Raw genomic sequence first — 26873 nt, forward strand, 5'->3', positions numbered from 1 at the left:
TGGAGAATTAATGGCGAATTAAGTTCTTCAGCACCCCTTATTATACCCTGGAGAAACTCCATGTTATTAATGTTAAAACCACCTACACCATAAGTTCTTTTGTGGGCATCCTGAAGAATGTCAGCCATTGGAACTAAATTCATAATTAATAAACCTCCTGTTTTTTTGTTTAATATTCAGGGAGAAAAGATTATTTTCCCTGAACACGATGCAGCCTCACCACATTTAACTGCCTTAAAGTATGTAAATCAGAATTTCTGGCAGCTGGAATATTTAGATGAGTACCACATTGATTGCATACAATCTGAATTTTATCAGAAAATAATTTTATATTCAAATCCTGACTGCCGCATTCACAGCTTAGTGAACCTGCAGCAGCAATATCATCAAGGATATCTAAAGCCTGCAGCATAATTTCTGGAGATTTAAAATCATCAAATCCCAGTTCTGCAGCCATTAAATCTAAATCTTTTTTTTCTGCCTTGATTTCATGATTAACTTTTTCGGTAGGCCCAAAAAAGCCCGGGTTAAGACCTGTTTCCTCACAGGGAAGAGAAATAATTGAATCTGAATGCCAGAAAAGATCTGAAGACAACAGCATTTGATGACTGGTATCACAGTGCAGACAGAAATAATCTATCTCTATTTTTGAACTCTCTTTTCTCTTAACTGTTAACTTAAGAGCACCACAACTGCAGTGAATTTTTTTAATTTCTGCAAGTGGTAAAGCAAAGATGTTTAACTCATCTCTTTCCAGACGGCCACAAGCAGGGCAGTTTAGAGCTATGGTAGTAGAATAATCAATAATCATAATTAGAGCCCGACCGTACTGTTTAAGGTCAGGTCTTCACCTCCTTAATCTAACTATTCTTCATTTCAATTAAAAATCCTTTTTTAACTTCAAAATTAGATTAAGGAGCTACCAGTTTTAATTGTCATCTTTGACTATTCTTTTGATTTCTCTAATCCTTTTGCTGTGCTCTTCATTTTTAAAACACTCAGCAAAGGCATTGCTTTCATATTTACTGCCAGCATCTATTCCCTGCCTATAACCTTTGTTGATAGCTCTTTTGATCATTGTCACAGCTTGAGCAGAACGATCTGTGATCTGTAAAGCAAGCTCTCTAGCAGAAGAATAGAGGGAGCGCGGGGTTACAACTTTATTGATCAAACCAAGTTCATAAGCTAAATTAGCATCAATAATATCACCTGTATAAAGTAGCTCTTTAGCCTCACCGACCCCAATTAACCTGGGTAAACGCTGGGTACCTCCAAAAGCAGGTATGATCCCCAACTTAACTTCTGGTTGACCAAAGCGAGCTCTAGTAGAAGCTATCCTGATATCACAGGCCAGAGCAATTTCCATACCTCCACCTAAAGCATATCCGTCTACAGCAGCAATCACAACCGGACAACTTTCTTCAATTAAATTGCAAATCTGATGTCCTTTTTGGGAAAGCTCTTTAGCCTCCTGACTATCCAATTTTTCTAAATAGTCTATATCACCACCTACAGAGAATGCTTTTTTGCCTGCTGCTGTAAGAATTACAGCTCCAAGCTCATCTCTGCTAAAAACTTCTTTTAAAGTTTGAAGAAGCTCATCTAAAAATTCTTCATTATAGGCATTTAAAACCTCAGCTCGATCAAAAGTAACTGTTGCAATTGAAGCTTCATACTTAGATGTGATATATTTTCCTGACATGATTTACCCCCTAATTTTTGTTCTCAAGAGCAGCTGCAATAAAACTAACAAATAGTGGATGTGGTCTATTGGGTCGTGATTTAAATTCTGGATGGAACTGTACACCAACAAACCAGGGATGAGCGGGAATCTCTATGATCTCTACCAGTCTCTCATCTGGTGATAAACCACTCAAAATCATTCCTGCCCCTTTTACTTGCTCACGATATTGATTGTTGAATTCATAACGATGGCGGTGGCGTTCATAAATAACTTCTTCATTATATGATTTTCGGCTGATACTCTCTTCGGCAAGTTTACAGGGATAAAGGCCCAGTCTCATTGTTCCTCCCATATCCTCCACATCATGCTGGTCTGGCATCAGTGCAATCACAGGATGATCTGTTTTAGGATCAAATTCGGAACTATTTGCATCTTCAAGTCCTAGAACATTACGGGCATATTCTATTACAGCACACTGCATCCCCAAACAGATTCCAAAATAGGGAATCTTATTTTCTCTGGCATATTTTACTGCTTTAAGCTTACCTTCAATACCACGATCACCAAAGCCACCGGGTACTAAAATACCATCTAATTTATCAAGAATATTTTTGAGATTGGCTTCATCTTCAAGTTCTTCAGCATAAATATATTCAATCTCAACCTCGGAATTGTTTGCCACCCCTGCATGAGTGAAAGATTCTGCTATACTTATGTAAGCATCTGGAAGTTCAACATATTTACCAACAATACCGATTCTGACAGTATGATCAAGATTTTTTATTTTATCAACCAGGTTTTTCCATTCTGCAAGGTCAACCGCTTCAATTCTATCTTCTAATTTTAATTTACTAACAGCATTATCAGCTAAACCCTCTTTTTCCAGCATCAGCGGAACTTCATAAATATGTTCTGCATCAACCAGCTGCACAACATCTTCTTTTTCTACATTACCAAAAAGGGAGATCTTATCCTTAACCTCCTGGGTTAATTGTCGATCAGAGCGGCAGACAACAACATCAGGTTGAATACCAATACTGCGCATTTCTTTGATGCTGTGCTGAGTAGGTTTGGTTTTGAGCTCTCCGGCCGTTTTCAAATAGGGAACTAAAGTACAGTGAATATAGAGGATATTGTCTTTACCAAGATCATTTTTTAATTGTCTTATTGCTTCTAGAAAAGGAAGACTTTCTATATCACCAACCGTACCACCTATTTCGGTTAATACTACATCAGCATTTGTTTCCCTTCCAACTCTGGTTATTCTCTCTTTGATTTCATCAGTGATATGGGGAATAACCTGAACAGTGGCTCCTAAATATTCTCCCCGCCGTTCTTTGCGGATTACCGAGCCATAGATCTTACCTGTAGTTACATTATTACTCTGACTCAAATTTGTATCGATAAAACGCTCGTAATGACCTAAATCAAGGTCGGTTTCGGCCCCATCATCTGTTACAAAAACTTCTCCGTGCTGATAAGGGCTCATTGTTCCGGGATCATAGTTAATATAAGGGTCAAATTTTTGAATACTTATTTTTAAACCCCTGCTTTTAAGCAGACGGCCCAGTGAGGCAGCTGTAATACCTTTGCCAAGGGCAGAAACAACTCCTCCTGTTATAAAGATATATTTGGTCATTTTTACTATCTCCTCCAATTAAATTGATTACATTTCTGCAGGGGCACTAATCCCCAGCAGTGTTAAAACATTTTTAAGCACCTGGCGGGCAGCATCAACAAGATAAAGTCTGGCCCCTGAGAGCTGGCTATTATCTGTATTAACCCGACAATTATTATAAAAAGCATGAAAGGCTGTGGCCAGATCATAGGCATAAGCTGTCAGGTGATGGGGCTGTCTGGACTCTGCACTTAATTTTATTTCTTCTGGAAAACTAGCCAGCATTTTCATCAAATCTACTTCTGCAGGATCAGTTAGCAGTTCTAAATTATCAGATTCAGGCTGGAGTTCTGCATTATCTATGATACTATGAATCCTGGCATGAGCGTATTGAACATAATAAACAGGGTTATTACTTGATTCTTCTTTGGCAAGCTCCAAATCAAAGTCCAAATGACTGTCCGAACTTCTCATTATATAATAATAGCGGGCAGCATCTCTTCCTACTTCTTCGTTAACCTCATTCATGGTTACAAAACTACCTGCTCTTTTGGACATCTGCATTTTTTCTCCGTTTCGAAGCAGATTTACCATCTGAACCACTATTATTTCTAAGGTATCTCTATCATAACCAAAAGCTTCTATAACTGCTTTCATCCTAGGTATGTAACCGTGATGATCTGCACCCCAGACATTGATCAACTTATCAAATCCTCTTTCTAATTTATCGAGGTGATAAGCTATATCAGCAGCTAAATAGGTTGGTGAACCATCTGATTTGATTACAACTCTATCTTTATCATCTCCAAATTGACTTGATTTAAACCAGAGTGCTGCTTCTTTTTCATAGATATAGCCTTTATCTCTTAAAAGCTCAACAGCTTCATTTATTTTATCTGGATGGAGAGTTCTCTCACTAAACCAGTTATCAAATTCTATTCCAAATTTATTTAAATCTGCTTTGATTTTTGCCAGCATATCCTGATAGGCAAATTCTCTACAGATATCAAGTTGTCTTTCTTTATCTTTTTCCAGTATTTCTTGACCATATTCCTGATAGAGGTCTTCAGCAATTTCTATTACATAATCACCTGCATAAAGATCTTCAGGCAGCTCTACTTCTTTACCACAAAGTTCCTGATAGCGGAGCAGGGTTGATTCAGCTAGGATGTCCATCTGATTACCTGCATCATTGATATAGTATTCTCTTTCTACATCATAACCTGCAGCTTCCATAATCGAAGCACATACATCTCCAACTACAGCTCCCCTGCTGTGGCCGACATGAAGTGGTCCGGTTGGATTGGCAGAGACAAATTCTATCTGCACCTTTTTACCCTGACCTGTATCTATTTTCCCATAGTCAGCTTCAAGTTTATTGATCAGTTTAAGATTCTCATAAAGCCAGTTCTTTTTTAACTTAAAATTAATAAAACCAGGGCCAGCAATAGAAATCTCTTCTACACCTTCCCCTGCAAAGTTTTCGACGATTATTTCTGCAATTTTACGAGGATTCATCCCAGCTTGAGAAGCTGCTGTCATCGCAAGATTGCTGGCATAATCTCCATGTTCTTTTTCCCGGGGCTGTTCAATAGAAATCTCCGGTACTCCCTCTAATTCAAGTTCACTTTCATAAATAGCTTTTTTTACACTTTCGGCCAGAGCACTAATTAATTTAGCCTCTACTAAAGCCTGTAAATTTTTATACAAAACACTTAACCTCCTATATTTATTGCTTAATATTTATAATACTTTTATTTAATACTTAATTTTCAATTCCTTCTTTACTATAACTAAGTTTTAATTTATGGTTTGAACTCAGTTCTCCCCCCAAAAAAAGATGATACTCAATCTTTATTATACCATTATTATCCTCAATATCAATTTTTAAGTCACTGGTTTTAACAGCTAACTCTAATTTTCCATAGGCTGTTTTAAAATAGCCTTTGATTTTTTCGGCCTTTTTGAAGGTCTGCTTCATCTCGGCGGGTTCCTCCCGCAGCAGCAAAACCCTTTCTCTTTCTGGATCGATTTTCAAAATAGTTCTAGCTCCATCTATACCTTCAGAATGGTCATTATAGCTGAGATAATATTTTTCTTTTTTTATATAGAGCTCACCATTAAATTCATGCTTAATATCTACAGCAGGCTGTTTACCACTAAAATCCTGCTTATTTTCTAATTTTATCAAAACTTTTTTGCTCATATCTTCTATCACTCCAAAATTGCTTAAACTTAAAAAGAAAAAGATTTAACTTGAAAAAACCACAGCTAAAATTAACTGCGGTCAAGAAAATACTATATTTTAATATTCTCGCCAAATTCTACAGCTGATTGATGGTCTTTAATAGCTTTAAAATTCTTGACTATACAGCCCTGTTCTTCAAGGGCAGCCATAACTTCTTTAAGTGCTTTTTTTGTTGCAAAAAATCTGGGCTTAACATAAGCATAGGCAACCTGACCGGTAGTTCTTTTAACATCTGTCAGAAATTTTCTTAATGAGTTGTCAATCTTCCCTTTAAATATGCCAAGGGTTGGACTACCTGCAATTATGAGGTCATAGGGATAAAAGGAAACTCCTCCGGCTCCATCAGCTGTATTTCTTAACTCTACCCGAAAACCATTTTTTTCTGCACCCTCTTTTATGCCTTCTGCAATTTCTTTTAAATCTTCATCAGATGTATGAATAATTAATATCCGCTGCAAATTAAGCCCTCCTTTTTTCATTCTTAATTCTATCATAAAAAAATGGCTTTTTACAGGGCAATTTAAGAATTATTTATCAAATTAGATTTAAACAAAAAAAAGACCCCACTCATTTTCTAATACTCTAGGTAGAGGAGGGGTCTATAAAATTTATTAAATTATTTTAGGCCCAATTTGCTGACAAGCTTATCTTTTGGCATATAGCCAACAAGTTTATCTTTAACTTCTCCGTTTTCAAAAACCAACATGGTTGGAATACTCATAATTCCATATTGAGAAGCTATTGCTTGATTTTCATCAACATTTAATTTGGCAACCTTAATAGTATCATCATATTCCTGGGCTATCTCTTCTACCACAGGTGCTACCATTTTACAGGGACCACACCATTCTGCCCAAAAATCAACAACTACCGGTTTATCGGCACCTATTACTTCATCTTGAAATGTCACATCTGTTACTTTTACTGCTTTACTCATTTTGAATTTCCCCCTTAATATATAATTATTCGGCAGCTACTGCTGCATCTTCGGCTAAACTTTGGAGCTTTTTAAGAATTGTCTTGGCAGGAACAGCCCCTACCTGTTCTGCTGCACCATCATTAATTACTGTTTTTGGTACTCCAGAAACACCATAACTGGCTGATAATTCTTCAAATTCTACCGCCTCTATCATTGCTGCCTTAATTTTCGGATTCAACATTGCCATCTGATGGGCAACCCTTACCGCTCTAGGACAATAGGGGCAGGTTGGTGTAACAAAAACCTGAAGTGAAACAGCAAAATCAATTGCCTCTACTTCTGTTTTGATCTTTTTAGAAAAATCGATTCGGCTCTTATCTGAAGCATCAAGAATATCTTCTATTAAAGAGGTAAATTCATAACCAGAAGGAATACCATAAAAATGAACTCCCATGTCTTTACCTTCTTCATCTAAAAATATTATTGCTGGTGCTTTATCAACCTTAAATTCTTCTGCTTTTTTACTATCTAAAAAATATTTCTCAAAATTTACTCTTTTATCAATAGCTGTTACTTCATTTAAAATTTCTTCTGTATCTCCACAATATTCACAATCATTTTCTTTTGCAAAGAAAAGAAGTTTTACCTCGTTTTTCAGGTTTGCAGAAAAAAGATCTTTTATTTTCCCTTTTTCTTCTTGGTCAATCTTTGCCATTAAAAATCACTCCTTAATTTAAGCTAAAATATTATAAAATTGGCTGCAGCAAATTTGCACTATATCTATTATACAAGATATATTGATAAATAAAGTAAAGTAATTAACATTAGCTCAAAATTAATTTTCTAGAAATACATTATAGGCAAGATAACTATTATAGACATCTACCTTACTGACTACTTCATAAGGAGAATGCATAGAAAGCACCGGTGGTCCGGAGTCAACTACATCCATACTGTAATTAGCAAGAAACTTGGCGATGGTTCCTCCTCCACCTTCATCAATTTTGCCCAATTCGGCTGTCTGCCAGATTACCCCTTTATTGTTAAAGAGTCCTCTTATCTCAGCCATAAATTCAGCCCTGGCTTCTGAAGCTCCAGCTTTACCACGGGCTCCAGTATATTTAGAAATCACTATTCCCTTACCCAGATAAGCTGAATTATGTTTTGCATAAACATCAGCAAAATCTGGATCATAGGCTGCATTTACATCAGCAGAGATAACCTTAGAATTCTGCATTACCCTGCGGACAAGTAGTTCACTGTAATCAGCATAATAAAGGTCCACTAAATTAGCAACCTGATCCTCAAAAAAGTGAGACTGCATTCCAGTACTGCCCATACTGCCAACTTCTTCTCTATCCATCAGCAGAACCATTGAGGTGGATTTGGGTTGGCCAAGATCTAAAATAGCTTCTAGAGCTGTAAAACTACAGACCCTGTCATCATGGCCATAACCTGCTAAAAGACCTCTATCAAAACCTGCATCACGGGTTTTAAAAGCAGGTACAGCCTGCAGATCAGCACTCATAAAGTCCTCTTCTTTGATTCCATATTCTTTATTTAAATGCTCTAAGATTGCAGTTTTTATTTTAGCTTTGGCATCCTGATCAGAAACAGGAATACTACCGACAACTAAGTTAAGCTTTTCACCGGTTATTCCCTCTTTCATTGATTTTTTCATCTGGCTTTTACCGAGGTGAGGTAAAAGATCACTGATGAAAAATATGGGCTCAGAATCCTTTTCCCCAATATTTATCTCTACTTCTGTTCCATCATCTTTAACCACTATACCATGTAAAGCCAGGGGCATAGTAACCCACTGATATTTTTTAACTCCCCCATAATAATGGGTTTTAAAAAGAGCAATTTCTCCCTCTTCATAGAGTGGATTTGGTTTAAGATCAAGCCGGGGTGAATCAATATGACTACCTACAATCTTTAAACCTTCTGTTAGTTCTTTTTCCCCTATTACAGCAGCCATTAAGGCTCGAGAACGATTAAGAGCATAAACTTTATCACCTTTTTTTAATTCTTCAAATTGCTCTATATTTTTAAAGCCGGCTGCTTCTAGTTTCTTAACTGCTGCTTTGACGAATTCTCTTTCGGTTTTATTAGCAGTTAAAAAATCTGCATATTCTTTATTAAAAGAAAAAACCTCTTTTCTTTCCTCTTCTCCCATTTCCAGCCAGGCATTTTTGGCCTCATAGCTGAATTTATCTTTTTGCTTTTTTTCTTCTGACATCGAACTACCTCCTTTTAAAAACATCCTGTCTTAAATATTATAGCAGGCTAAATAAAAAATTAGAAGTAAACTATTAACAAAATCAGAATTTAATTATTCTTTATCTTTGTTGAGTAAAAAGACAAATTCTGAACCTGTTTCGGTGTTTTTTTGATAGATTTCTCCACCATGAAGCTCAATTATATCTTTGGCAATAGCTAAACCTAAACCACTACCTGACTTTTTATTATTATAATCTTTTTTGTTGATTTTATAGAACCTCTCCCAGATATTTTTGGCTTCTGCATCTGGAATACCGGGGCCCTGATCTTCAATTGCAAATTTGATCTGAGATCCTAGGTCTTTAAGCTTTAATTTTATCTCCCCCTGATCTGGAGAATATTTAACAGCATTATCTAAGAGATTGATAATTACCCTTTTTATTTTATCACTATCAACTTTTAATCTGATATCTTTTTCTATTTCATACTTAAAGTTTTGTTTAATATTATTCACCTCTCGGTAGTTTTGACTTAAATTATAGACAAAATCAGAAAACTCAACTTCAATTTTATTTAAAGAATCAGATTTAAGTTCAGATAAGCTTAAAATATTGTTGACCATTTTCTCCAAATGATTTGCCTCTTTGATGATCATATTTAAATATTTATTCTTTGCTTTTTCACTGCTTACAGCACCATCAAAAACAACCTCTGCCGCTCCTCTAATAGAAGAAAGGGGAGTTTTTAATTCATGTGATACATTAGCAACAAAATCATTTTGTAATTTTTCGAAACGCCACCTCTCACTTATATCCTGGAAGATCAGGACAACACCCCAAAACTCATCTCCTCTAAAAATTGCCGTACTGTGAATGAGGAGATATTTTTCTTCTGGAGTCTGCAGTTTCAACTCCATAACCTTGCTTTCTTGATCAGCAATTGTACTTTCTATAAAGTCCATTATCTCCCGATTAGGAATAATATCGCTTAAATTTTCTTCGCTTAGATTCTCACCTTCAGTTCTATACTGATCGAGCAGACCTGCACTTTCTTCTCCATCAACAGCAAAAAGCTTTTTAAAGGCATCATTTAAGAGTATAATTTTTCTTTCTTTATTTAAAGCCAGCACACCCTCATCCATACCTGATAAGATATGATTAAGCTTATTTTTTTCCTCCCTTAAATTATTAAGGTTCTTTTTTAACTTTCGGGACATATTATTGATACTTATAGCTAGGTTTTTAAGTTCTCTGGTATTTTGTTCAGCCGGAAGTTCGGTAAAATTACCCCTACTTATCTCCTCTGCAGCAGTAGTAATATTTTTTAAAGGTTTTGCAATACTCTTAGACCATAAATAGGCTATCAACAGGGCCAAAAAAGCTGAAAAAACTGAAAGGTAAAGCATAATCTGTTTCACCTGATTGATAGTTGAAGTAATCCCATCAACTGAACTAAAAAATAGCAGACCATATTGTTCATTACCAGCCTCCATAGAAATGGCATTTAAGACCATCGGATTATCAAAACCCTCTGGTTCAACCCGACTGGAAAGTATTTTATTATCAAAAATATTAGCAAATCCCTCTATATTAACCTGTTCATCTTCAGGAGAAGGATAGGAATAAAGTATATTACCTGTCCTATCTGTTAACCAAATTTGACCTCTATTCATCCTGGCAGTCAGATTTAAAATCTGATTAACCTCATCATCATCAGCTCTCAGCAGAGGTTCTTCAAGATCTGCTTTGATTTCATTTAAATTTGACAAAACTTCATTTTCTTTGCTATTGAAAAAGAAATCCTCAAGATAATAAATCATTATAAAACCGAAAACAGAGATTAAAATCAGAGCTAAAACTATAAATCTGAATAATAATTTTGTAAAAAGGCTATTGCTCTTCCAATTTTTGATTATCAAATTTATATCCCACCCCCCAGACCGTTTCTACTGCCTCTGCTGCTTCTTCCCCCAACTTTTTACGCAGAGATTTGATATGAGTATCTACTGTTCTAACATCACCATAATAATCATAACCCCAGACAGCTTTAAGCAGTCTTTCTCTTCTAAAGACCTTTTTTGGATTTTCGGCCAGATGCCAGAGCAGAGAAAATTCTTTTGGAGTTAAATCAATTTTTTCTCCTTTAAAACTAATTAAATGTTGTTCGCGATTTATTACTAACTCACCATATTTAATTGTTTTTTCAGCTTCTGCACCTTTATTATATCTCCTTAATACAGCTTTAATTCTAGCTACAACCTCTCGGGGGCTGAAGGGTTTAGTTATATAATCATCTGCTCCCAATTCTAAACCGGTTATTTTATCGACCGATTTGTCTTTAGCACTTAAAAAAATAATGGGAAGATCATATTCTGGCCTTATTTTCTGGCAGAACTCCCAACCATCTTCATCAGGAAGCATTATATCCAGAATTAAAATATCTATTATTTCTTCCTGCAGTATTTTTAATCCTTTTTCTGTATCTTCTGCTAAAAAGGCATCAAAACCCTCAAAGTTTAAGTAGTCATCCAATATTTCTCTAATATGTGGATCATCATCTATGATTAAAACCTTTTTTTTATTCATCTTCAGCCACCTTTCTTCTGAGAGATTTTTTATTTCTAAATAACATTTTATCATCTGAGCTTTAAAAAGAAAACACCCTGCCACAAATCAGCAGGGTGTTCTCAGTTCATATCCAAATATATAGGGAGTAGTTAAATCATAATTTCTATATTTGCATCATCTCTTAATCCTTCTATATAATCATTGATAACTTCATTTTGTCTCTGCTGCATCATCATTTGTTCTAACTGAGGTTTAATCTGCTCAAAAGGAATGGTTTCTCCACCCTGAGCAAATTGTTCTTCATTTTCTTCATATTCCTGACGCAGTTCTTCTTCAGTAATTTCTATATTTCCTAACACTTCCTGTTCAATCAGCTTATTTACCTTTAAGCTAGGATTATCTGCAAAAGCCTGCTTATATTCTTCTTCAGATTCAAAACCTTGATTTTCCAGTACAGCTAGGAATTCCTCTTCACTAAGATTGTTCTGTTCTTTAATTGATTCTTTTTGACTTTGATAAATTTCGTCAACCTCTTCATCAGTTAACTCTATAGCAAGTTCTTCAGCCTGCTGTGAAAGCAGTACATTGTCAATTAAAGCATCAAGCTTAAGTTCCTGAAATTCATCTAAAACAGCATTACCACTTTCAGTATCTACTAAAACCTGAGCTAACTGCTGGTCTATTTGAGCAACCTCCTGCAGCAATTGATTTACATTAGCCTGTTGGGCTAACTGTTCACCTGTAATTTCTTCCCCATTAACCTCAGCAACAATATTGCCACCGATTTCTTCCTCTATGTTAGGATCAACCGGTTCCTCAGGAGTCATATCCATTTCCTGGGCGAAAACAGATGTCGGTACAATCAGAACAGTTATAACTAATAGTGATATTAATATTTTCTTCATTATTATCCACTTCCTTTCTCATTTCTTAAATACAGTATAGAGAATGAATGTGATGAAAATGTGAGAGAAAGTTTAAAAAACTATATATTTAAGCTTAAAAATTGCTTAGATATTCTAAATAGCTCTCATAATTACGCCTGATTTCTTCCATACTATCTCCGCCAAATTTACTGCTGCAGCTTTGAGCAATTACAGATGCTGTTACTGCCTCACCAACTATTGAAGCAGCTGGAACTGCACAAACATCTGAGCGTTCTTTGGCTGCTGTGCGCTTTTCTTTAGAGATCAAATCTGCAGTTTCTAAGGCTTTAGCAAGGGTTGGAATCGGCTTCATGGCAAGTCTGATCACTATTTCTTCACCATTTGACATCCCACCTTCAATACCACCTGCCTGATTAGAACTGCGGAAAAAGCCTTTTTCTTTATCATAATAGATTTCATCATGAACCTCTGAACCAGGCATGGCAGCACCTTTAAACCCAGCTCCTATTTCAACTCCTTTAATAGCCTGAAGTCCCATTAATTGGGCAGCAAGCCTGCTTTCTAGTTTTAAATCCCAGTGAACATGACTGCCTATTCCTACCGGAACTCCACTTACAACTATTTCAAAAACTCCACCTACAGAATCCCCATTTTCTTTCCAGCTGTCGATTAATTCTATCATTTCTGCTGTTTTTTGCCCATCTCCACAGCGGAGGGGTGTTTTATCAAGTTCAGCAAAATACTGCTCTTTGGCAGCTTCTGAACTAAATCTCTCTGGAGAGTCAGCTTTAATTTGATTCCAAGTTTTGCTTTTTATATTGCCAACCTGAACTACATGACTATAGATATTGATATCAAGTTCATTTAAAAATTGCCTGGCTACTGCTCCCACAGCTGTTCTGGCAGCTGTTTCTCTGGCACTGGCTCTTTCTAAAATATTGCGCAGATCGAGCTGATTATATTTTAAGGCACCTGGTAGATCTGCATGTCCTGGTCTGGGATTTGTAAGAGCCTCAACTGCTTCTGCTCTTTCTTTATCAGGGGCCATTATTTCCAGCCAATTCTGCCAATCCTTGTTTTCCACCGTCATACTGAGTGGAGAACCAAGGGTTTTTTTATGCCGCAGTCCGGAATTGATAATTACCTTATCACTCTCAATTTTCATCCGGCCACCTCTACCATAACCCTGTTGTCTTCTATATAATTGTTCATTTATTTGATCTAGCTCTATTTTTAAACCTGCTGGCAGGCTTTTAATAATTGCAGTTAAACGCGGCCCATGAGATTCTCCAGCTGTTAAATATTCAAACATTATAATTAACCTCCCTCAATAATAATCCAGCCCTCAGCTGCTGCTTTTAAAGCTTATGCTAAAGGGCTGTTTTATCTGCTTTATATTCATTGATCTTCTCTAAGCTAAACTATTTTAAGCAAAGGCAACTTTCTTTTCTCTAGCCTTAAAAGTATCCAGAGTTTTATGAATTGCCCTCAGTTCATCCATCATCAGATTATAGTTAGCAGGTTTTAAAGACTGGGGTCCATCAGATAGAGCATTCTGTGGTTCGGGATGAACCTCGACCATGATTCCATCTGCTCCCACTGCTACTGCAGCTCTGGCAACAGGGGTTACCAGCTCCCAGCGGCCTGTACCATGACTTGGATCTGCAATAACCGGTAAATGACTGATCTGCTGTACTAAAGGAATTGAACTTAAATCCATGGTGTTTCTTGTTTCCTCACCAAAGGTTCTAACCCCTCTCTCACATAAAATCACATTGTGGTTACCTTCATTCATCACATATTCGGCAGCCAAAAGCCATTCTTTAATCGTTGCTGCCATCCCTCTTTTTAACATTACCGGTTTATCTAATTTACCGATCGCTTTTAAAAGAGAATAATTCTGCATATTACGGGCTCCAATTTGAATCACATCTGTGTATTCCATGATCACATCTATGTGTTCGATATCCATCAGCTCTGTGATTATCTTTAAACCAGTTTCTTCTCTTGCTTCTGCCATATATTTTAAACCTTCTTCTCCTAACCCCTGAAAAGAATAGGGTGAGGTTCTCGGTTTAAATGCTCCACCGCGAAGCAGTTGAGCTCCACCGGCTTTTACAATCCTGGCTGTTTCTAAGATCTGTTCTCTACCTTCTACAGAACAGGGGCCTGCCATTACTGTCAGCTCATCTCCACCAACTTTGACCCCATCACCTAAATCGATCACCGTTTTATGCTGTTTAAAGTTCCAGCTTGTAAGCTTATATGGATCTGAGATCACAACGACTTTTTCTACACAGTTCATGGTCATCAGCTTTTCCTTTAAAAAGGTTCTGTTATCAGGTGAGCCAATAACACCAACTATTGTTTTTTGAACTCCTGTATTAGGATGAGCTTCAAAATTAAGCTCTTCTATCAGATCTATAACTTTCTGCTTGTCTTCCTCTGTTGCATTATTTTTTAATACCGCAATCATAATTTATCTTCTCCTTTTAATAAGTCTTTTAACTTTTCTATAAAAAATTCATTTTCTGCCTGGGTGCCGATTGTTAACCTAATCCAGCTTTCCATGCCAAATTGATGACCTGGTCTAATAATTACACCTTTTTGCTGTAGTTCTTTAAAAACTTTTTCTGCCGCTATTCCGGTATCTACCATCATAAAATTACTTTGGGTCTCTATATATTCCAGATCAAGTTCTGAAAACTGCTGATAAAGATATGCCTTCCCCTTTTTATTTAACTGATAACATTTTTGCAGATGATCATCTGCCTCAAGGGCTGCAGCCGCAGCCACCTGAGCTATTCTGTTGACATTAAAAGGTCCTCTAATCCTGTTTAAATAATCAACAAGTTTAGGGTTGCCTAATCCATAACCTACCCTTAAACCTGCCATTCCATAAGCCTTAGAAAAAGTCCGCATCAAAAAGAGATTAGGATATTGTGCAAGCAATTCTATTCCATCAAAATACTCTTCTGCTGTCATATATTCATAATAGGCTTGGTCAACCACAAAAAGCACTTCTTCAGGCACCTTTTTTAAAAGTGCCTCGATTTCTTTTTTTTCCAGCATAGTTCCGGTTGGATTATTGGGGTTACAGATAAAAATGGCCCTGGTCTGATCTGTGATTGCCTCTAACATTTTTTCTGGCTGTAGGCGGTGATTTTCATCTAATTCTATTTTAATACTTTCTCCACCCCTAGACTTAGCTGCCAGTTCATATTTTATAAATGAAGGGTCTCCCTGAACTATTTGATCACCCTCATTTAAAAGCAGGGTCATCAAAAGATCCAAAATTTCATCTGAGCCATTACCGATAAATATATTTTCAAGGGGCAGTGAATAATGTTTGCTTAAATTCTCTTTTAAGATTCTGCTGTCTGAATCTGGATAAAGATAAACATTTTCTGCCTCGTTTTTAATTGTCTCTATTACCTCTGGAGCAGGTCCCAGGGGGTTTTCATTTGAAGCAAGCTTAACAATTTTATCCAGGCCAAATTCTCTTTTGACCTCTTCTATGCTTTTACCTGCCTGATATCGTTTCATATTTTTTACACCCTCAGTTACTCCATCAAATAAACTTTTCATCAACTCACCTTCCCTTTGTCCTAAATATTCTTTTAAATAAGTTTTAATTAAAGTGAAGCTAAAAGCTCTTTGAAACCGGGAAAAGAAGTATTTATAATTTCACTTCCCTTAATTGTTAAACCTTTTTTAGTTCTTAAGGCCAACACTGCTAAAGACATGGCAATTCTGTGGTCATGATAACTTTCTACTTCTATTCCACCTTCAACTTCAACCGGCCCCTTTATTATCATCCCATCTGGATATTCTTCTATATCTATTCCTAATTTCTTAAATTCATTAACAACCGCAGAAATCCGATCAGTTTCTTTGACCCGCAGTTCTTCTGCATCTTTAATTACTGTTTTACCTTCTGCAGCTGCTGCTAAAACAGCAATAATTGGAATCTCATCGATCAATCTGGGAATTATCTCTCCACTGACCTCACAACCTTTTAAGTCTGAAGCTTTAACAAGTATATCAGCAGTTGGTTCTCCACCTTGATCTTTTTTATTTATAAGGCTAATCTCGCCTCCCATTGCTTGAACAACTTCTATAAAACCACTTCTGGTCTTGTTTAAGCCAACATTTTTAATCAAGAGCTCTCCTTGATCTGCTGTTAAGGCAGCAGTGATAAAAAATGCAGCTGAAGATATGTCACCAGGTACTTTTATCTCAAAAGAATTTAATTTTCTTTTTTTTGCTGCTTTTAAAACTATTCTATCTGCTTCAATATCTATCTCAACCCCTGCTCCTTTAAGCATCCTTTCTGTATGATCACGGGATACTGCAGGCTCATTAACAATTGTTTCTCCCTCTGATTTTAAAGCTGCCAGCAGGATTGAAGATTTAAGTTGAGCACTGGCCACCGGTAAGGTATATTCTAGGGCAGCAAGTTTTTGTCCTCTAATGCTCATTGGAGCCAATCCATTTTTGCGAGCCCAGATCTGAGCTCCCATTCTTGAAAGAGGTCCAATAATTCTCTGCATTGGTCTTTTACGCAGTGAATGGTCCCCAGTCAGCACAGAATAGAAATCCTGAGAAGCCAAAAGGCCTGTTAAAAGTCTCATCGAAGTTCCCGAATTACCGCAATCTAGAACATCATCTGCTTCTTCGAGCCCATCTAAACCCTTACCATAAACCTGATAACTACCTGCTGCTTTTTTCTCTATTTTTATTCCTAAATCTTTCATAATCTGCATTGTACTTAAACAATCTTCTGCTTCCAGTAAACCTTCAATTTTGCTGACACCTTCTGCAATAGAAGCTAAAATCAAAGATCGATGGGAAATCGATTTATCTCCCGGCACCTTAATTTCTCCACTAACTTTTCTTTTTCTTTCTACTATTAAATCCATAATCTCCTCCTAATTTTTCTTTAGTTCTGCTGCTCTTGCTAAAAAATCATATATTTTTTGCTGCTCTCCAGCTTTTAAAGCTGTTTTTAACTCTCCTAAAAGCTGCTGATATTCATCGAGAGCCTGAATGATATTTGCTTTATTACTGAGAATAATATCCTGCCATAATTCTGCAGAACCCCCTGCAATCCTCGTCATATCTTTAAATCCACTCCCTGATAATTCTAAAAAATCACCTTTGTTTTGCTGCTGTTCAATTAGATTTACCAGACCTGAAGATAAAAGATGGGGTAAGTGGCTGACAAATGCTGTTTTATGGTCATGGGCTTCTGCAGACATCAAATAACTTTTTGCCCCGATTTTTTCTATAATCTCCTCTAATACTTTTAAATCTTCTTTTTCTCTGCTGCTTAAAGCTTTTAAAATTCCTTCTTTTTGAGTACAAAGCTCAGTTTCAAGAGCTGGAGCTTCAAGCATTGGGGTTAAGATAAATGGGGCATCAATAAATAAATCTGCCTGATGCCAGTCTATACCTGAGTTATGAGAACCTGCCATCGGATGGCCCCCAATAAATCTCTGCGGCTTATTTTTCAGGATTTCTCTTGCTTCCAGCATAACAGCTTTTTTGGTGCTGCCTGCATCAACTATGAGCTGACTTTGAGAAGAATTTTCGGCAATTTCTCTGACCACTGTTCCTATTTTAGCAACAGGTACAGCAATAAAAATCAGATCTGCTTGATTCAAATTGGCAGCTATTTCTGTAAATCCCCTGTCTATTATTGCAAGCTCTTCTGCCTTTTTTATCACCTCTTTATCCTTATCAACTGCTAAAACTTTCACATTTTCAAGATATTTTTTAAAAGCTGCTGCCAGGGAGGCACCAATCAAGCCCACCCCGACAACAGCTATTTTTTTAAAACTAGGCATAAGCGATTTTCTTCTCCCGGGAATCAAAGCGATGAATAGAACTGTGAATGGCCCTCAGTTCATCCATCATCAGGTGATAATTAGCAGGTTTTAAGGATTGATGTCCATCAGATAAAGCATTTTGTGGTTCAGGATGAACCTCAACCATGATTCCATCTGCTCCAACTGCAGCTGCTGCTCTGGCAACAGGGGTTACCAGCTCCCAGCGGCCTGTACCATGACTTGGATCTGCAATTATAGGCAAGTGACTGATCTGCTGTACTAAAGGAATTGAACTTAAATCCATGGTGTTTCTTGTTTCTTCACCAAAGGTTCTAACCCCTCTCTCACATAAAATCACATCATGATTACCTTCATTCATCACATATTCAGCAGCTAACAACCATTCTTTAATCGTTGCTGACATCCCTCTTTTTAGCATTACCGGTTTATCTAATTTACCGATCGCTTTTAAAAGAGAATAGTTCTGCATATTACGGGCTCCAATTTGAATCACATCTGTATATTTCATGATCACATCTATGTGTTCGATATCCATCAATTCTGTGATTATCTTTAAGCCTGTTTCTTCTCTTGCTTCTGCCATATATTTTAAACCTTCTTCTCCTAAACCCTGGAAAGAATAGGGTGAGGTTCTCGGTTTAAATGCTCCACCGCGAAGCAGTTGAGCTCCACCGGCTTTTACAATCCTGGCTGTTTCTAAGATCTGTTCTCTGCTTTCTACTGAACAGGGGCCTGCCATTACTGTCAGCTCATCTCCACCAACTTTGACCCCATCACCTAAATCGATCACGGTTTTATGCTGTTTAAAGTTCCAGCTTGTAAGTTTATATGGTTCTAAGATTACAACTACCTTTTCTACACATCCCATTGTCATCAATTTTTCTTTTAGTTTTACCCTATTATCTTGATTACCAAGTACCCCAATAATGGTCTTTTCTACTCCCTGAATAGGGTGTACATCAAAATTTTCACTTTTAATTACCTCGATTACCTTGTCTTTGTCAGCCTCACTTGCATTTCTTTTTAGTACTGCTATCATAATTTATAACTCCTCTCTTCTCTTTAAATCCTTTAATTTTTAAAAATAATTAATTATTAGCCTTTTAAATTTTAAGCCAAAACTATTTCCAATAATTTACTCTACAAATACAAAAAATCGCCCCATCTCAGGGCGATTATAATCGCGGTACCACCTGTTTTAATCTCAAAAAGTATAAAAATCTCTCAAGATCATCTCTACTGGAAGCCAACACTTCCGCACCGAGTAACGCCGGTAAACGTCCTTAGCTTAATCGTTTTCACTTTCAGCTGGCAACTCAAGAGGTGTATTTCAGCTTATAGCTTACTGGATCCTCTTTCAAAGTTTTTAAGAGTTTTAATTTATTAATCAGTATTATAGCAGGAGAATTTTAATTTGTCAAATTAAAGTTCCGCTTTCGCCCAAATATTTATTTTTCAAGGTGCAGTAAAATTATTCTATAACTGTTTTGGGATATGAACCTAAAAGCCTAAAATAGCCTGACATAGCTTCAACCTCAGCTAATGCCTCTTTTAATTCGGGATCTTCACTACATCCCATTAGATCAATATAAAATAAATACTCGCCCAACCTCTGTCTTGTCGGTCTGGATTCTATTCTGCTTAAATCAATCTCTTTTTTGGCAAACTCCCCTAAGATCTCATGTAAAACACCTGCTCGATTAACCTCTGGTGCACAAATAATTGAAGTCTTAAATTGACTTTCTGCATTATTACCCAGATGTTTTTTATCACTGAAGTCTTTATCTGCTCTAGCTGCCAGCACAAAACGAGTTGCATTGGGTAGGTCTCCCTGCAGGTTTTCTGCCAGAATATTAAGCTGATAAATATCGGCCAATCTGATTGAACCGATTACAGCTCTATCATCATGTTTTAAAGCTTCTGCAGCAGCTGCAGCAGTACTATCAGTATAAACTATTTTTGCTTCACTTAAATGCTGGTTGATATAATCTCCAGATTGAGCAATTGCTTGAGGATGACTATATATTTTTTTAATATCCGCTTTTTTGACCCCTGGAGCTGCCAGTAAATAATGAGCAATCGGTAAAACTATCTCTCTGTAAAGTTTTAATTCTGAATGCTTATACAAGAGATCCAGACTCAAATTAACCGAACCTTCTAGAGAGTTCTCTAAGGGTAATAGTCCAAGATCAAACTCATCCTTAACAATAGCTTCTACAATATCTCGAATTGAATCACAAGCATGTGTTCTACCACCATAACTGCTGCAGTAAGCAGAAATAGCCTGTTCACTAAAAGTCCCTGGTGGTCCTAAATAAGCATAATCCAAATTCTTCATCGATCTCCTCCTCATAAAATAATTTTATAGTTATAAATGCAAAAATCCCCCGTTCTAATTAAAGAACGAGGGTTATAATCTCGTGGTACCAATCTTTTTGGCTAAAAAGCCCACTCATCAGCTACAGGAATCTTAATTATTCCAATAACCTATCTAGTTAACGGTAGAAAACCGGTCCAGCTTACTTTTGTGTTCAGCCGACAACTCACAGGGGAACTTCACCAAATTACCCATTGGCAGGCTCTCACTAACCCTGCTTCGCTGAAATAGATAAAATTTAATTACTTTCCCTGATCAAAGTTTTTATATTTTATATTCTTCGATTTTTTTTAGTTTATCTTAAAATTATGCTCTTGTCAAGCTTTTTTCAAAATTAGCTCGGCAGGGTTAAATTGGAATTAACTTTAAAACTTTTTAAACAGTATCTATATTTAATTATTAAGCAATTAGACTAAAAACAAACTCCTCATATTTTTGCAGTATTATTTTAATCATCTTTTTTGCTCCTTTAAAATCATTCTAATTTTTAGAGATTAATTATTACTTGCCTAAAGTATATTCTAAGTTTTCTCTTATTGCAATGATTTTAAAGTTTATATAACTGCATACAGGGATTAGTTAAAAATCAATGGAGTTTTTCATAATACTTCATTTTTTTAAGAGCATGTTCTGCTTTTAATCTGATGTATTCATCTATTTTAACTTCTATTTCTAAATTCTCTAAGGCTTGAGAAGTTTTATAGAGATTATTAATTTTCATGCTCTGACAAATCAAGTGGGGACTTAAAAGATAAAATCTTTTTCTGGGATTTTGCCTCTTCAATCTAAAAAGCAGACCTCTTTCTGCACCAATGATCATTTTTTTAGCTTTACTGCTATTTGCATATTTTATAATTTGATCTGGATCACCAACAAAATCTGCTTTTTCTCTAACTTCCGCTCTGCAGTCTAAATTGACAAGGATTGGAGCATCTGCATACTGTTTTTTAATCCTCTTTAAATCATCAATAGTGACCTCATTATGGGTTGGACAGGGATGGGCACAGCTGTATATTTTCTTTTTTGTTTTCTGGCTGATATATTCACCTAAATTTTTATTGGGCACTAATATTATTTCTGACTGGGAAAGTGAGTTAATTATCTTTAAAGCATTATTTGCTGTACAACAAATATCACTTTCTGCTTTTACCTCGGCAGATGAGTTGATAAAACTAACTACTGCTGCCTGAGGATGTTTTTCTCTCATTTCATTTAAACATTGAAGATTTGCCTTTTTAACCATCGGACAGTCTGCCATAATCTCAGGAATTATTATCCGCTTATCTGGGGCTACAATTTTTGCATTTTGGGCCATAAAATTAACCCCACACAAAAGCAGTATCTGAGCTCTACTTTTTAAAGCTCTTTGGTTTAATTCTTCACTATAGCCGACAAAATCAGCAATATCCTGAATCTCTTCCGGCTGGTAATAGTGGGCCAAAACCTCCGCGTCTTGTTGCTTTTTATACTTAGCAATTTTTTCTCTTGAATTATTCATTTAGAATACCCCCAATTTTGTGTTCTAAATCTTTACTCAACTCTCATCTCAATTAACTAAGCTCAGCTAGCCTTCAATACTGATTAACCAAGCTTATTCTAAATCAAGAGCAATATCGATCGAATTTATCTGATGAGTTAAAGCACCCACAGATATAATATCCACTCCTGAAGCAGCTATTGCTGCTACATTTTCCTTTGTTATACCACCTGAAGCTTCTAAGATTACTCTACCATCAACAATTTGCACAGCTTTTTTTAATTCTTCAGGACTCATATTATCCAGCAGTATAATATCTACTTCTGCTGCTAAGGCTTCCTCTAATAGGGGTAGTTGATCTATTTCAATCTCTATTTTTGTGGTGTGAGATATATTTGCTTTAATTTTTTTTACTGCTTTTTTTATACTTCCTGCTGCTTTGAGATGATTGTCTTTGATCATCACACAATCATCAAGCCCCATTCTGTGATTTTTGGCTCCTCCCACCTTAACTGCATACTTTTCCAGCATTCTTAAAGTAGGGGTTGTTTTTCTTGTATCAGCTATTTGAGCTGGATAGGCTTCAACAAGCTCAACATATTCTCTGCTTTTAGTGGCTATTCCCGACAAACGCTGCAAAAAGTTTAAGGCCAAACGTTCAGCTTTTAAAATACTTCTAGTTGAGCCCTCAACCTCTGCTATTACAGTACCTGCCTGCAGTTTATCTCCTTCTTTTTGCAGAGCCTTGAACTTTAGATCTGGATCATATTGATGAAAAACAGCTCTGGCAATTTCAAGTCCTGCTGTTACTCCTTCTTCTTTGCTAGTTATTTGGGCTTTGCTGCTGGCTGATGCTGCAATTAAATTATCAGTTGTCAGATCACCATAACCAAGATCTTCTTGAATCGCTCTTTCTATAATATCATTTAAAGTAAATTTATTTAATAACATCTATTCTGGCCTCCGCTTCTTCTCTGCTGTGAATTATGTGTTTTTTTGCCCATTTTTTTCTGCTCTTGGGAAAATCACTTCTATAATGGGCACCTCTGCTTTCTTCTCTAATTAAAGCTGATTTAGTTATTAATTCTGCAGTTTGAAAGAGGTTTTTTAACTCCCAGCTTTTTTTAGAAAATATCTCTTTTGTTAATTCTGTTTCTAAATAAAGGCTTTTTTCTTTCAGCCATTGTTTTAACTCTAATAAGCCTGTTTTATCTCTTTCTATCCCGACCAAGTTTTCCATCATTGTTTTGAGTTCTGCTTTCAATTTCGCTAAAGCTTCTGCCTCTAAATCATCTATGGGATAATATTCTTTCTGCCGTTTTTTCATAAAATCAAGGGCAAAATCATAACTTTCTTCAGCAGCTGATTTAGTTTTTTCTTCATTTTTAGCTTTAAGATATTGACAGATCCTATTGGCAAAGACAAGTGCTTCCAGCAGTGAATTGCTGGCCAATCTGTTGGCTCCATGAGCACCTGTACAGGCAGCTTCTCCACAGCAGTATAAGCCTTTTAGAGAACTTAAACCATTTAAATCAGTTTTTATTCCCCCCATTAAATAATGGGCTGCTGGAATAACGGGTATTAAATCCTCTTCCATTTGAATACCTTCTTTTCTAAGTTCTTGATATATGGTGGGAAAACGTTTTTTTAAATATTTTTTATCTTTTTGCCTTAGATCTAAATATACACAGGGAGCTGATGATTTTTTTATTTCTGCAGTAATAGCTCGAGAAACTATATCCCGTGGTGCCAGTTCAGCTAAATCATGGTAGGATTCCATAAAACGTTCTCCTTCAGCATTAAGCAGTACAGCTCCTTCACCTCTAAGACTTTCTGAAAGCAAAAATTTGCTTCCCTCTGGATTATAGAGAATAGTAGGGTGAAACTGCATAAATTCCATATCCATAATTTCTGCTCCTGCCCTATAGGCTGCAGCTATACCATCTCCTGTGGTAACTTGAGGATTACTGGTGTTTTTATATAATTGACCACACCCACCAGCTGCAATAATTACCGCTTCAGCTAAAATAATGAGCTGCTGATTATTCTCTTCTTCTACAAGCAGAGCTCCTTTGACTACTTTTTCGCCCTTCTCTACTTCTTCTCTAATTAAATCGATCATAAAAGTGTTTTCTCTGACCCTTATTTTTTTAGAACTCAAAACTTGCTCTACTAAAGACTGACTGATCTCTCTACCTGTTGCATCACCTCCGGCATGAAGGATTCTTCTTCTGCTGTGAGCTCCTTCTTTAGTTAAATCAAGCTCTCCAGCCTGCCGATCAAATTCACAGCCTATTGCTAAGAGATCCTTGATCCTTTCTGGTCCCTCTTTGACCATAAGCTCCACAGCTTCTCTGCGGCAGAGACCAGCACCTGCCTTAAGTGTATCCTCGATGTGGAGCTCAAAAGAATCAAAAACAGAGGTCACCGCTGCTATTCCTCCCTGGGCATAATGACTGTTGCTTTCAGCGATATTTTCTTTAGTTACTATTTCAACTTTTCCAAATTCGCTCAACTGCAAAGCAGTATAAAGACCGGCAATACCACTGCCTATCACTAAAAAATCACTTTTGTGTATAGCTGGATACTTTTTGGATTTCATTTTTAACCACCTATTTCAAGCATCGCCTGCAGAGCTTTTGCTGCTTTAAGTCTTATCTTTTCATCTATTTCTACCTTAGTTTCCATATTTTCTAAAGCTCTAGCTACCTTTTCCAGACTGGTTTTTTTCATATCTCTACAGATCAACTGAGAACTTAAAAGATGGAATTCTTTAGCCGGGTTTTCTTTTTTAAGTCTGTGCAGGAGCCCCATCTCTGTACCAATGATAAAACTTTGAGCACTGCTTTCTCTGGCATAATTTAAAATCCCAGCAGTACTGCCAATATAGTCTGCCTCTGCTAAAACCTCAGCCCTACATTCTGGATGAGCAAGAATTTCTGTGTTCGGAAAAAGCTCTCTGCTTTTTTTAAGATCTTCTAAAGTTACACTGTGGTGGGTAGGACAAAAACCCTCCCAGTAAATTATTTCCTTATTTGTTCTTTTGTTAACATAATCAGCCAAATTTTTATCCGGCAAGAATATTATTTTCTTTTGAGGTAATGACTCCACAATTTTAACAGCATTAGAAGATGTACAGCAGACATCACTTTCTGCTTTAACTGCGGCAGTGGAATTTACATAAGTAACCACAGCTGCTTGGGGATGTTTTGCCTTTAATTCTCTTAATTTTTCTACCCCTGCCATCCTTGCCATCGGACAATCTGCATTGATCTCAGGGTTTAAAACAATTTTATCTGGAGAGAGAATTTTTGCACTTTCTGCCATAAAGTTGACCCCACAAAAAACTATAAGATCATTTTCTAATTGGGCCGCTTTTTGACTTAAGCCAAAAGAATCACCTACATAATCAGCAATATCTTGAATTAGATCAGCTTGATAATTATGGGCCAAAATAACAGCATTTCTTTCTTTTTTGTATTTAGCAATTTTATCTAATTGCTCAAACATTTAATTAAGCACCTCCTCTAAAAATTAACTTACTATAATATATTTTTTGCTTCACATTCTTTATTTAAATAATCTATAAATTGATCTGCCTTTTCACTTGGCGCTTCAGTAACTAAACTAACTCCCACGAAAATCAAAGTGCTGACGATTAATGTCCAGATCCCCGCTCCTTGGCCAAAAGGCTGCCAACCACTAAACTGCAGATAAACAGCAGTAAAAGAAGCTATTATAATACTGCTTAAGGAGCCAGCTGCTGTTGCACCTTTCCAGAAAAATGCGCCAAATATAGAGGGGACTACAACCAGCAAACCTACTGATGAAGCCACCGAAAGGGCGGCAATTAAATCTAATTCCTGGATGGCAAATAGAAAACCAAAGATAGCTATCACTATAATCGCTATTTTAGCTATTCTAAGCTGCTTAATATCTCTTTCTTCACTTAAATTTTTAAAAAGATCTCTTACAACTATCGAAGATAAGGTCAGCATGATCGAATCAATTGTTGAAATTGCTGCTGCTGTAATACCAATCATAGCTGTTAAAGCCAGTATTGTAGGAACATATTCTGAGGCAAGCAGCTGGGGAGTTGCCAGATCAGCATTTGCCAAGCCGGGAATCAAAAGCTTGGCAGAAAAGCCCCAGACAACTGAAACTATTGTATAAATAAAACCAAAACCCAAAAAGCCGATAATCATTGTTCGCATTGCTTTTAAATCTTTAGGTATAAAAAGCCTTTGACTTACCTGGGGATTAGAAATTGAAAAGAAAAACCAGGGTAAACTCAAAGCTAAAAATGTATTAAAATCAAAAAAGCCAGGGCCAGGTACATTTAAAAATTCCGGATGTTCACTGCTTATTCTAGCAAAAAAAGCTCTAAAACCACCTAAATGCTGATATACCACAAAAAAAAGTATTAAAAGACTAACCACCATCATGATTAAAGACTGCAGTGAATCTGTCCAGGTGACAGATTTCATCCCAGCGATCAAAGCCCAGGCAATTGCCAGCACAACAGCAATAATAACTCCACTGATAAAGGGTATTTCCCCTGCTGATAAAGAACTTAAAAGATAGCCAACTCCCATTAGCTGAACAGCCAGGTAAGGAATCAGAAAAAAACAGGCTGAAATAGCAGAAGCAGCTGCTATCCATTGATTTTGATAGCGATCTCCCAGCATTTCATAGGGAGAGACATAATTATTCTTTTTACCAATCAACCAAAAACGGGGACCAAAAAACACCACCAAGGAAAGGCCTGAAAGATAGATCAGTTCAAAACCAAGAGCACCAACTCCACCTGAATAAGTAAAGCCAGCTAAACCGATCATCATAAAGGCACTAAAGGTTGTAGCACTATAGGATAAGGCAGCTACAAAACCACTTGTTTTCCTGTCATCTAAAAAGTATTCCATTACTCCCATTTCCATATCTTTTCTAGCCAAAAAAGCAACTATAGAACCCACAATTATATAAATTATTACGGCCCCATAAAGATAAATACTTGCCATAGT

Annotated in this window: 25 protein-coding genes and 1 other annotated feature; all 25 genes read right to left on the reverse strand. The window is 36.5% G+C overall.

What is annotated here, in order from left to right; all coding sequences use genetic code 11:
• A partial coding sequence (locus LJ207_RS07815; protein ID WP_369414175.1) for a class II fructose-bisphosphate aldolase occupies positions 1-143 on the reverse strand: 143 nt, incomplete at its 3' end.
• 47 nt (positions 144-190) lie between these two features.
• Positions 191-811, reverse strand: coding sequence for a hypothetical protein (locus tag LJ207_RS07820; protein ID WP_229345821.1), 621 nt, complete (start codon positions 809-811; stop codon positions 191-193).
• 117 nt (positions 812-928) lie between these two features.
• On the reverse strand, positions 929-1702 hold the full coding sequence (locus LJ207_RS07825) for an enoyl-CoA hydratase/isomerase family protein (RefSeq protein ID WP_229345822.1): 774 nt from the start codon (positions 1700-1702) through the stop codon (positions 929-931).
• A 10-nt stretch (positions 1703-1712) separates the two neighbouring features.
• Positions 1713-3323, reverse strand: a complete 1611-nt coding sequence (gene pyrG / locus LJ207_RS07830) for a CTP synthase (RefSeq protein WP_229345823.1) — start codon at positions 3321-3323, stop codon at positions 1713-1715.
• A 27-nt stretch (positions 3324-3350) separates the two neighbouring features.
• Positions 3351-5012 carry an arginine--tRNA ligase gene (argS, locus tag LJ207_RS07835; RefSeq protein ID WP_229345824.1) on the reverse strand — a complete coding sequence of 554 codons (1662 nt, stop codon included), beginning with the start codon at positions 5010-5012 and terminating at the stop codon, positions 3351-3353.
• Between the two features lie 55 nt (positions 5013-5067).
• Positions 5068-5508, reverse strand: a complete 441-nt coding sequence (locus LJ207_RS07840; RefSeq protein ID WP_229345825.1) for a YwiB family protein — start codon at positions 5506-5508, stop codon at positions 5068-5070.
• A gap of 92 nt (positions 5509-5600) precedes the next feature.
• A complete protein-coding gene (locus tag LJ207_RS07845; RefSeq protein ID WP_229345826.1) occupies positions 5601-6008 on the reverse strand; it encodes an NADPH-dependent FMN reductase family protein in 408 nt (135 codons plus the stop codon).
• Positions 6009-6166: 158 nt separating this feature from the next.
• A complete protein-coding gene (gene trxA, locus LJ207_RS07850) occupies positions 6167-6487 on the reverse strand; it encodes a thioredoxin (RefSeq protein ID WP_229345827.1) in 321 nt (106 codons plus the stop codon).
• 25 nt (positions 6488-6512) lie between these two features.
• Positions 6513-7184 carry a protein disulfide oxidoreductase gene (gene pdo, locus LJ207_RS07855; RefSeq protein ID WP_229345828.1) on the reverse strand — a complete coding sequence of 224 codons (672 nt, stop codon included), beginning with the start codon at positions 7182-7184 and terminating at the stop codon, positions 6513-6515.
• A 120-nt stretch (positions 7185-7304) separates the two neighbouring features.
• Positions 7305-8711, reverse strand: a complete 1407-nt coding sequence (locus LJ207_RS07860) for an aminopeptidase (RefSeq protein ID WP_229345829.1) — start codon at positions 8709-8711, stop codon at positions 7305-7307.
• A 93-nt stretch (positions 8712-8804) separates the two neighbouring features.
• Entirely contained in the window at positions 8805-10610 is a 1806-nt protein-coding gene (locus LJ207_RS07865) for a sensor histidine kinase (protein WP_229345830.1), read from the reverse strand.
• Entirely contained in the window at positions 10582-11277 is a 696-nt protein-coding gene (locus LJ207_RS07870) for a response regulator transcription factor (protein WP_229345831.1), read from the reverse strand. Before LJ207_RS07870 ends, LJ207_RS07865 begins: the two co-directional genes overlap by 29 nt.
• Before the next feature lie 131 nt (positions 11278-11408).
• Entirely contained in the window at positions 11409-12164 is a 756-nt protein-coding gene (locus tag LJ207_RS07875; RefSeq protein WP_229345832.1) for a SurA N-terminal domain-containing protein, read from the reverse strand.
• 94 nt (positions 12165-12258) lie between these two features.
• On the reverse strand, positions 12259-13458 hold the full coding sequence (gene aroC, locus LJ207_RS07880) for a chorismate synthase (protein ID WP_229345833.1): 1200 nt from the start codon (positions 13456-13458) through the stop codon (positions 12259-12261).
• Positions 13459-13572: 114 nt separating this feature from the next.
• Positions 13573-14622: a 3-deoxy-7-phosphoheptulonate synthase gene (aroF, locus tag LJ207_RS07885; RefSeq protein ID WP_229345834.1), complete on the reverse strand. Its 1050-nt coding sequence runs from the start codon at positions 14620-14622 to the stop codon at positions 13573-13575.
• Positions 14619-15734: a histidinol-phosphate transaminase gene (hisC, locus tag LJ207_RS07890; protein ID WP_229345835.1), complete on the reverse strand. Its 1116-nt coding sequence runs from the start codon at positions 15732-15734 to the stop codon at positions 14619-14621. Before hisC ends, aroF (LJ207_RS07885) begins: the two co-directional genes overlap by 4 nt.
• A 47-nt stretch (positions 15735-15781) precedes the next feature.
• Positions 15782-17068 carry a 3-phosphoshikimate 1-carboxyvinyltransferase gene (gene aroA / locus LJ207_RS07895; RefSeq protein WP_229345836.1) on the reverse strand — a complete coding sequence of 429 codons (1287 nt, stop codon included), beginning with the start codon at positions 17066-17068 and terminating at the stop codon, positions 15782-15784.
• Positions 17069-17077: 9 nt separating this feature from the next.
• On the reverse strand, positions 17078-17995 hold the full coding sequence (locus LJ207_RS07900; protein ID WP_229345837.1) for a prephenate dehydrogenase: 918 nt from the start codon (positions 17993-17995) through the stop codon (positions 17078-17080).
• Positions 17988-19037, reverse strand: coding sequence for a 3-deoxy-7-phosphoheptulonate synthase (gene aroF, locus LJ207_RS07905; RefSeq protein ID WP_229345838.1), 1050 nt, complete (start codon positions 19035-19037; stop codon positions 17988-17990). Before aroF (LJ207_RS07905) ends, LJ207_RS07900 begins: the two co-directional genes overlap by 8 nt.
• Positions 19038-19469: 432 nt before the next feature.
• Positions 19470-20336 (reverse strand): prephenate dehydratase, encoded by an 867-nt coding sequence (gene pheA / locus LJ207_RS07910; protein ID WP_229345839.1) that lies wholly within the window; start codon positions 20334-20336, stop codon positions 19470-19472.
• 59 nt (positions 20337-20395) lie between these two features.
• Positions 20396-20643: a binding site (T-box leader), on the reverse strand.
• A gap of 318 nt (positions 20644-20961) precedes the next feature.
• Entirely contained in the window at positions 20962-21873 is a 912-nt protein-coding gene (gene nadA, locus LJ207_RS07915; RefSeq protein ID WP_229345840.1) for a quinolinate synthase NadA, read from the reverse strand.
• A 93-nt stretch (positions 21874-21966) separates the two neighbouring features.
• Positions 21967-22803, reverse strand: coding sequence for a carboxylating nicotinate-nucleotide diphosphorylase (gene nadC, locus LJ207_RS07920; protein WP_229345841.1), 837 nt, complete (start codon positions 22801-22803; stop codon positions 21967-21969).
• On the reverse strand, positions 22790-24454 hold the full coding sequence (nadB, locus tag LJ207_RS07925) for an L-aspartate oxidase (protein WP_229345842.1): 1665 nt from the start codon (positions 24452-24454) through the stop codon (positions 22790-22792). Before nadB ends, nadC begins: the two co-directional genes overlap by 14 nt.
• Positions 24455-24456: 2 nt before the next feature.
• Entirely contained in the window at positions 24457-25362 is a 906-nt protein-coding gene (nadA, locus tag LJ207_RS07930) for a quinolinate synthase NadA (RefSeq protein WP_229345843.1), read from the reverse strand.
• 32 nt (positions 25363-25394) lie between these two features.
• The gene (locus LJ207_RS07935; RefSeq protein ID WP_229345844.1) at positions 25395-26870 is read right to left on the reverse strand and encodes a sodium:solute symporter family protein; all 1476 of its coding nucleotides are present in this window, start codon (positions 26868-26870) and stop codon (positions 25395-25397) included.
• Between the last annotated feature and the right edge of the window lie 3 nt (positions 26871-26873).

The sequence above is a fragment of the Halanaerobium polyolivorans genome (assembly GCF_020711195.1).
GTDB lineage: Bacteria > Bacillota > Halanaerobiia > Halanaerobiales > Halanaerobiaceae > Halanaerobium > Halanaerobium polyolivorans.

Coding starts and splice junctions, on each gene's coding strand:
- LJ207_RS07820 (WP_229345821.1), bottom strand. CDS start 811: ATGATTATTGATTATTCTACTACCATAGCTCTAAACTGCCCTGCTTGT.
- LJ207_RS07825 (WP_229345822.1), bottom strand. CDS start 1,702: ATGTCAGGAAAATATATCACATCTAAGTATGAAGCTTCAATTGCAACA.
- pyrG (WP_229345823.1), bottom strand. CDS start 3,323: ATGACCAAATATATCTTTATAACAGGAGGAGTTGTTTCTGCCCTTGGC.
- LJ207_RS07840 (WP_229345825.1), bottom strand. CDS start 5,508: ATGAGCAAAAAAGTTTTGATAAAATTAGAAAATAAGCAGGATTTTAGT.
- trxA (WP_229345827.1), bottom strand. CDS start 6,487: ATGAGTAAAGCAGTAAAAGTAACAGATGTGACATTTCAAGATGAAGTA.
- pdo (WP_229345828.1), bottom strand. CDS start 7,184: ATGGCAAAGATTGACCAAGAAGAAAAAGGGAAAATAAAAGATCTTTTT.
- LJ207_RS07860 (WP_229345829.1), bottom strand. CDS start 8,711: ATGTCAGAAGAAAAAAAGCAAAAAGATAAATTCAGCTATGAGGCCAAA.
- LJ207_RS07870 (WP_229345831.1), bottom strand. CDS start 11,277: ATGAATAAAAAAAAGGTTTTAATCATAGATGATGATCCACATATTAGA.
- LJ207_RS07875 (WP_229345832.1), bottom strand. CDS start 12,164: ATGAAGAAAATATTAATATCACTATTAGTTATAACTGTTCTGATTGTA.
- aroC (WP_229345833.1), bottom strand. CDS start 13,458: ATGTTTGAATATTTAACAGCTGGAGAATCTCATGGGCCGCGTTTAACT.
- aroF (WP_229345834.1), bottom strand. CDS start 14,622: ATGATTGCGGTATTAAAAAATAATGCAACAGAGGAAGACAAGCAGAAA.
- hisC (WP_229345835.1), bottom strand. CDS start 15,734: ATGAAAAGTTTATTTGATGGAGTAACTGAGGGTGTAAAAAATATGAAA.
- aroA (WP_229345836.1), bottom strand. CDS start 17,068: ATGGATTTAATAGTAGAAAGAAAAAGAAAAGTTAGTGGAGAAATTAAG.
- LJ207_RS07900 (WP_229345837.1), bottom strand. CDS start 17,995: ATGCCTAGTTTTAAAAAAATAGCTGTTGTCGGGGTGGGCTTGATTGGT.
- aroF (WP_229345838.1), bottom strand. CDS start 19,037: ATGATAGCAGTACTAAAAAGAAATGCAAGTGAGGCTGACAAAGACAAG.
- pheA (WP_229345839.1), bottom strand. CDS start 20,336: ATGAAGAATTTGGATTATGCTTATTTAGGACCACCAGGGACTTTTAGT.
- nadA (WP_229345840.1), bottom strand. CDS start 21,873: ATGAATAATTCAAGAGAAAAAATTGCTAAGTATAAAAAGCAACAAGAC.
- nadC (WP_229345841.1), bottom strand. CDS start 22,803: ATGTTATTAAATAAATTTACTTTAAATGATATTATAGAAAGAGCGATT.
- nadB (WP_229345842.1), bottom strand. CDS start 24,454: ATGAAATCCAAAAAGTATCCAGCTATACACAAAAGTGATTTTTTAGTG.
- nadA (WP_229345843.1), bottom strand. CDS start 25,362: ATGTTTGAGCAATTAGATAAAATTGCTAAATACAAAAAAGAAAGAAAT.
- LJ207_RS07935 (WP_229345844.1), bottom strand. CDS start 26,870: ATGGCAAGTATTTATCTTTATGGGGCCGTAATAATTTATATAATTGTG.